The organism is Psittacicella hinzii, assembly GCF_003585935.1.
GTDB classification, from domain to species: domain Bacteria; phylum Pseudomonadota; class Gammaproteobacteria; order Enterobacterales; family Psittacicellaceae; genus Psittacicella; species Psittacicella hinzii.
Genome location: NZ_NRJG01000151.1, coordinates 1 through 6,458 on the forward strand (window position 1 = coordinate 1; position 6,458 = coordinate 6,458).

Here is a 6,458-nt window from a genome sequence, read left to right on the forward strand (position 1 = left end):
AATAATAACCAAAACGGTTTTAACAACCAAAACAGCTTCAATAATAACCAGAACGGTTTTAATAACCAAGCTAAAGCTGGATTTAACAATAACAGCGGTTTTAATGCTAATAGTGGTTTTAATAATGCTAAACCAGCTAACAGCTTCAGTGCTGGTGCTACTGCTAGTGGTTTTAATGCAGAGAAACCTGCTAATGGTGCTTTTGGTAATACATCATTTAATGCGCCTGAGTTTAAAGCTAATAATAGCTTTGCCCAAGGTAAAGATTTAAATGATCAACCAACTCCAGAAGCAAAAGAAAGTAAAGAGAAAGGAAGCACAGCAGAAGTTACCACAACTACTGCTGATGACGATGCAATTCCGTTCTAAATGTAAAGAAGATAAAGGGTCTTGCAAAGCAAGACCCTTTGTCAAATATAACCGAACTATAACTTAAAAACGGAAACTTATTATGTCTTTATATATGAATAAAGTCTTCTTGATTGGTAACGTAGGTCGTAAACCAGACATCATTCAAGGAAGATTTGGTGAATTTGCCGCTTTTTCTTTAGCAACCTCAAGTTTTTGGTTAGATCGCAATACTAACCAATGGAATACAGCTACCGAATGGCATCGTATTGTCGTTTATAACGAACGTGGTGTAAAAATTACTAAAACTATCGAAGTAGGTTCATATGTTTTTGTTGAAGGTAGCATTAAAATGCGTCGGTATATGGATAAGCAAACAAATACCGAGCGCTCTTCGTTTGAAATTATTGCCGAAAACATCTATACCATGGTGCGTCAAACCCGCAATGATTTAGAACAACAGGTCGGCGGTGGTAATATGAATACCTTCCCGCAAGGATATGCACCAGGTTTTAATGCAATGCAAGCGAATATGGGAAATAATTATCCTACAGGGATGAATCAACCTCATTTTGCGCAATACTCTCAAGGGATGATGCAACACTTTACGCCAAATGGTGGCAATGACATGCAAAGTAATATGATGTCAACCTCCGCTCCTCAAAATTGGGGTTATGAAGGTGCTGCTGATCCATATGCTGCTTTCATGCCTTCGTATGAAGATATGTACAATTCTCCAGGTCAAGTGTTTAACAACTTTGATCCTAGCTTTAATAGCGGTAGTAATAAAGCCTTTAATCAAAATAATGCTCAAGCATCATCTAAGCAAACTCCTAATCCAATAAATAATCCTACTATTACTAATAATGAGCAAGCTCCAGCTCCTACTTTTAAAGTAGATGATAGTAGTCCTGATTGGATCAAGAATGCTTTTAATATTGATAAAAATATTCAAGCGAATGCAGAAAAAACAGCCAAGCAAGAAAAATCTCTAGCGCAAGAAAAAATTACTCCAGTAAAAGCTGAAAAAGCAGAATTTAAAGGTGCTTTTGGAGCAACTCCTCCTAAAAGTTTAGACTCGAACGATAAAGAGTCAAACAAAGATAACACTACGCAAATTAGTGAGGACGATTTACCATTTTAAATAAAAAAAGCGACAAGGTTTAATCCTGTCGCTTTTTTTATTTTAAATTAAGAGAATTACTAAGCCAATAACTAATAATAGTTCAATAATAATCGCCGAAACGATTACACGTTTACCTAGTACTGGATTACGTTTCCAAATTAATGAGAATACCCAAGCTAAAATAAATAATGGTACTGGGTAGGTCCAAATAACAATATCAACTACTTGAATAAGTGTTTTTAAATGTTCTGGAGCTTCTTTTAAAGAAGCTGAAATTAACATTAGTAATGGATAGAAAAAGATCGGAAAGCAAAATACTAAGTTAAGTACGTATAACATGCTTACTTTAGGTAAGTTGCTCTTATATTCTCTTGTTACGTTTGAGCTATTATTCTGTTCGCTCATTGATTGTTCACTCATAGATTCCCCTTGAATTATTTTTGTGGAGTGTTTGTAGGGTTATTCGTTGGTGAGCTATTAGGATTTTCTGCAGGTTGGTTTTCAGGATTAGTTGGCTGCTCTTGAGGATTCTCATTTGGTTGAGTTTCTGGAGTAGTTGGCTGATCTTGTGGTTTATCTGCAGGGACATTACTCGGTTCGCTTGATGGCGTTGTCGGAGTAGCCGGTCTTGCTGGAGTTTGCGTCGGTTCGTTACTTGGACTTGCAGGTGGAGTGCTTTCCGGAGTAGTTGGATTATTTGCTGGAACAGTTACCGGTTGAGGAGTAAGCTGTGGCTTATTAACTTGTTCTTGCAGTTTTTGGTACTGTACTTGTAAAACATAGTAATCAGATTCTAAACTTTCGAGTTTATAAGTTTGACTACCAATTAAACCTAAAATAATAGCGATTGAAGTAATAGTACCTACAAGAATGTTTTGATTAAATGCTTTTAAACCTGTAGCACCATCTAAGGTATTTACGCTAAAGTATTGATAAACAAAAATAGCAAAGTTAATACCTAAACATACGTAGAATAGACTACTAAAGTAATTTACAAAGCCAAGTACGGCTAAAATTGCTAGATAAATTACTTGTAAAGCAAAAACAATTTTATTAACGTGTCTACCGAACGTAATTGCAGATGAGTTTACAGTGCCAATTTTTAAATCATCATCCATGTCTGCAATAGCATATTGCGTATCATAAGCTACAGTCCAAAACATATTGGCAGCAAAGATTAACCAAGCGTCAATATTAATTAAAGGATTATAACCATAGGTTGCATATACCATTGGGATTGGCATTGAGAATGCAAGACCTAAAACAGCTTGAGGGATTTTAACGTATCTTTTAGCAAGTGGATATAAGCTCATAAAGATTACGCATAAAGCTGCCCAAGGATAAGTAGCTTTAGGTAAGAAACCAATTAAGAGCAGAATACCAGCTAAAGCTAAGACCCCAAAGACACCTAAGGCTGTACCAACTGAAATCTCTCCAGCGGCAATAGGACGTTTAGCAGTACGTGCTACTTTATCGTCAATATTTCGGTCTGCAATATCATTAATAACACAACCAGCTGCTCGAGTTACCATTACGCCTAATACAAAGACGATTAGGTTTAATAAACTAGGTGTGCCATTACTAACAACAAATAAAGCGATAAGTGTAGGATAAAGTAAAAGTAAAGCTCCTACAGGTTTATCGAAACGCATTAAGCGTATAAAAGGGTTGGTCTTCATGGATTTATGCTTAAATTTTTAAATAAAACTTTATGAATCACAAGTAAGAGGATTCCTTATGGTTTAGATTATAACACCATTTAAGCCTAAAGTATTAGATATAAGAGTATTTTGCCTATATGAAGTATAGAGAGATTTTTAAGTGTAGATTTGTCTTTTCCTGCTCTGAAATATAAGTTGGTGGTGTATAGTTTTTTGATCTAACTAAGAAAAAGTTGGGCAATCGAGTAAATCTGCAAAAGCATACTTGAAATTTTGTAATTTTTGATCGCTTTGATCACTTAATGGGGTAAATAACAAAAAAATGATAAATTTATAACATTGATCACCAAATCTTGGTTATAATAATCGTGAATTTGATCATAGAGACAAAAAATTGATCATTTCGAACATAGTGTTAATGAAGATCACTTAAAAAACTTGACCACTTTTAACTAGGATTTACTTATGCGCAAAAAAGTAGAACGATTAGAAAAAATTGCTGCGTTAGTTGAACAACGAGAATTTTTAAGCATTGATGAAATTAGCGAGCATTTTAAAATTAGTAAAATTACGGTAAGACGTGATTTGAGCGCGCTTGAAAAGCAAGGCAAATTAGTTCGAAAATTTGGTGGCGCTGTTTCAGTAAAAGAACTAGTTAATAAACACATGCCTGAGTTTAAGCTTAATCTTTCATCAAAAGGTTCGCCAGATGAAGATGTATCAATCAAGCGTAAACGTGCTATTGCTAAAGAAGCAGCAAGTTTAATCCAATCAAATGGACGCATCATTATTGATGCTGGATCAACTACTGGGCAAATGCTTAATTATTTAGATGGTAAAGAAAGACTATCGATTATGACTAATAGTCTGCAAATTGGTTTTGCTTTATCACAAATCCCAGTAGCAAAGCGTCCACAAATTTTATTAACTGGTGGCGCTTATGATTCAGCGACCGATAGTTTTCAAGGCACAATTATTAATGAAGTATTAAAGCACTATAGCTTTGATTTACTTTTTATTGGTGCAGATGGTATAGATTTTGCTTCAGGGACAACAACGCAAAACGAAGGTCTAAATTACTCGAGTGTGATGGCAGACATCTCTGAACGAGTAATTGTTTTAATTGAATCTTCTAAAATAGGTACACGTAGATTACCAACCACTGAGTTAAAGTGGGAGCAAATTGACACTATTATTACAGATTCTCATATAGATAAAAAATACGCACGCCAAATCTTAAAAAACGAAGTGCGTTTAATTATTGCCGATGTAGAATAGGGCAAAAGTAGGAAGTACATATTATGTGTGGTATTGTTGGCGCAGTTTCGCAACAAAATACAATTAAATTATTAATTGACGGTTTAAAACATTTAGAATATCGTGGTTATGACTCAGCTGGTATTGCTGTAGTTAGTGAACAAGGTGAATTAGTACGTGTACGTTGCTTAGGAAAAGTATCTGAACTAGATAATAAAGTAGCAAGTGATTATCCTCACTTAGTAGCAACTACAGGTATTGCACATACTCGTTGGGCAACACACGGTCAACCGTCTGAAATTAATGCGCACCCGCATTTATCAGGTTCGGTAGTAGTTGTACACAATGGTATTATCGAAAACCACGACGAATTACGTCACTTTTTAAAAGCGCAAGGATTTGAGTTTAAATCACAAACTGATACTGAAGTTATTGCTCACTTAGTGAACTTCTTTTTAACGCAAAACAATCGACTTGCAGCAGCTTTAACTACCGAGCAAAAAGCTAAACTAGAAACAAACTTTGCGCAAGAATTAACCAGTCCACAAATCGATACTTTAACAGCCGTAAAAATGGCAGTTTGTGTACTTGAAGGTGCTTATGGGATGGCGGTATTAAATACCCATAATCCACATGAACTTATTGGTGCTCGTTCAGGTTCTCCTCTAGTAGTAGGACTAGGTGAAGACGGTAATTATTTAGCTTCAGATCAATTAGCTTTACTAGAAAAAACTCGTAAATTTACTTATCTTGAAGAAGGGGACATTGTACGTTTAACTCAAGATAAAGTAGAGATCTTTAGCGCTGATTTTAGTCCTGTAGAACGTGAAGTAGTCGTATCAGATCTTAATCTAAATGTGGTTACTAAAGGTGATTTCGATTCATTTATGTTAAAAGAAATCTTTGAACAACCACAAGCGCTAATTGATTCAATGGAAGGTCGTATTGTTGCTGACCACGTACTAGTAAATGCTATTGGTCCTAAAGCGCAACAACTACTAGAAAAAGTAGAGCATATTATGATCGTGGCATGTGGTACATCGTATCACTCTGGACTAGTGGCTAAATACTGGATTGAAGATTTTGTGGGTATTAGTTGTGATGTAGAAATTGCTTCTGAATATCGTTACCGTAAAACTGTAACTCGTCCAAATTCTTTAATCATTACTATGTCACAATCTGGTGAAACTGCTGATACTTTAGCCGCTTTACGTAAAGCTAAAGAAAGTGGTTTCTTAGGTTCAATGACAATTTGTAACGTACCATCTTCTTCAATTGTCCGTGAATCGGATTTAAGTTATATTACTCGTTGTGGAGTTGAAATTGGTGTAGCTTCAACTAAAGCCTTTACTTCACAATTAACTTTACTCCTAATGTTCACTGCAGCATTAGCTAAAGTAAAAGGCACAATTAGCCCAGAATTAAATAAACAAATTATTGATGGTTTATTAAGTTTACCGCGTTATATTGAGCAAATTCTGCGTAATCATGAACCTGTAAAAGCTATGGCTGAGAAATTCAAAGATATTACCAGCTGCTTATTTATCGGTCGTGATACTATGTATCCAATTGCCAAAGAAGGTGACTTAAAATTAAAAGAACTTTCTTATGTGCATTCAGAAGCTTTTGCTGGTGGTGAATTAAAACACGGTCCATTAGCTTTAGTTGATGAGCACATGCCGGTAATTGCTCTTGCTCCAAGCTGCGAACTAACCGAAAAAATGAAGTCTAATATTGAAGAAGTATTAGCACGTAAAGGTAATACATTTGTATTCACTGATGATTTAGAGTTATTCTCTCCAAGAGATAATTTAACTCTAATTCCTATGCCAAAAATTGATCCAATTGTAGCTCCAGTGTTATACATTGTACCTTTACAACTTTTAACTTACTATTTAGCTTCATTAAAAGGTTGTGATGTTGATAAGCCTCGCAATCTTGCTAAATCTGTAACAGTTGAATAATAAAAATAATCTCCAAGACAAGTTCTTGGAGATTATTTTTATGTGCTACTTGCAACTATTTCAAATTTATGCCAGATTAAAACCTAATTTCCCGAAAATTTA

The 6,458-nt window shown here is 35.1% G+C and carries 6 protein-coding genes; 4 read left to right on the plus strand and 2 right to left on the minus strand.

Annotated elements, in window-relative coordinates:
* On the plus strand, positions 1 to 369 hold a 369-nt coding region (locus tag CKF58_RS08490; RefSeq protein ID WP_222987761.1), incomplete at its 5' end, for a hypothetical protein.
* Between the two features lie 82 nt (positions 370 to 451).
* Positions 452 to 1,492, plus strand: coding sequence for a single-stranded DNA-binding protein (gene ssb, locus CKF58_RS07120; protein ID WP_119532400.1), 1,041 nt, complete (start codon positions 452 to 454; stop codon positions 1,490 to 1,492).
* A gap of 42 nt (positions 1,493 to 1,534) precedes the next feature.
* Here ssb and CKF58_RS07125 read toward each other — a convergent pair whose 3' ends face one another.
* Both CKF58_RS07125 and CKF58_RS07130 read right to left on the minus strand, forming a co-directional pair.
* Positions 1,535 to 1,894 (minus strand): DUF5389 family protein, encoded by a 360-nt coding sequence (locus CKF58_RS07125; RefSeq protein ID WP_119532402.1) that lies wholly within the window; start codon positions 1,892 to 1,894, stop codon positions 1,535 to 1,537.
* A 14-nt stretch (positions 1,895 to 1,908) separates the two neighbouring features.
* On the minus strand, positions 1,909 to 3,153 hold the full coding sequence (locus CKF58_RS07130) for a 4-hydroxybenzoate octaprenyltransferase (RefSeq protein WP_119532404.1): 1,245 nt from the start codon (positions 3,151 to 3,153) through the stop codon (positions 1,909 to 1,911).
* Between the two features lie 447 nt (positions 3,154 to 3,600).
* Between CKF58_RS07130 and CKF58_RS07135 the strand changes: the two genes are divergently transcribed.
* Together CKF58_RS07135 and glmS are read left to right on the plus strand one after the other, a co-directional pair.
* Positions 3,601 to 4,413, plus strand: a complete 813-nt coding sequence (locus CKF58_RS07135; protein WP_119532406.1) for a DeoR/GlpR family DNA-binding transcription regulator — start codon at positions 3,601 to 3,603, stop codon at positions 4,411 to 4,413.
* 23 nt (positions 4,414 to 4,436) lie between these two features.
* On the plus strand, positions 4,437 to 6,356 hold the full coding sequence (gene glmS, locus CKF58_RS07140; protein WP_119532408.1) for a glutamine--fructose-6-phosphate transaminase (isomerizing): 1,920 nt from the start codon (positions 4,437 to 4,439) through the stop codon (positions 6,354 to 6,356).
* Positions 6,357 to 6,458 lie beyond the last annotated feature (102 nt).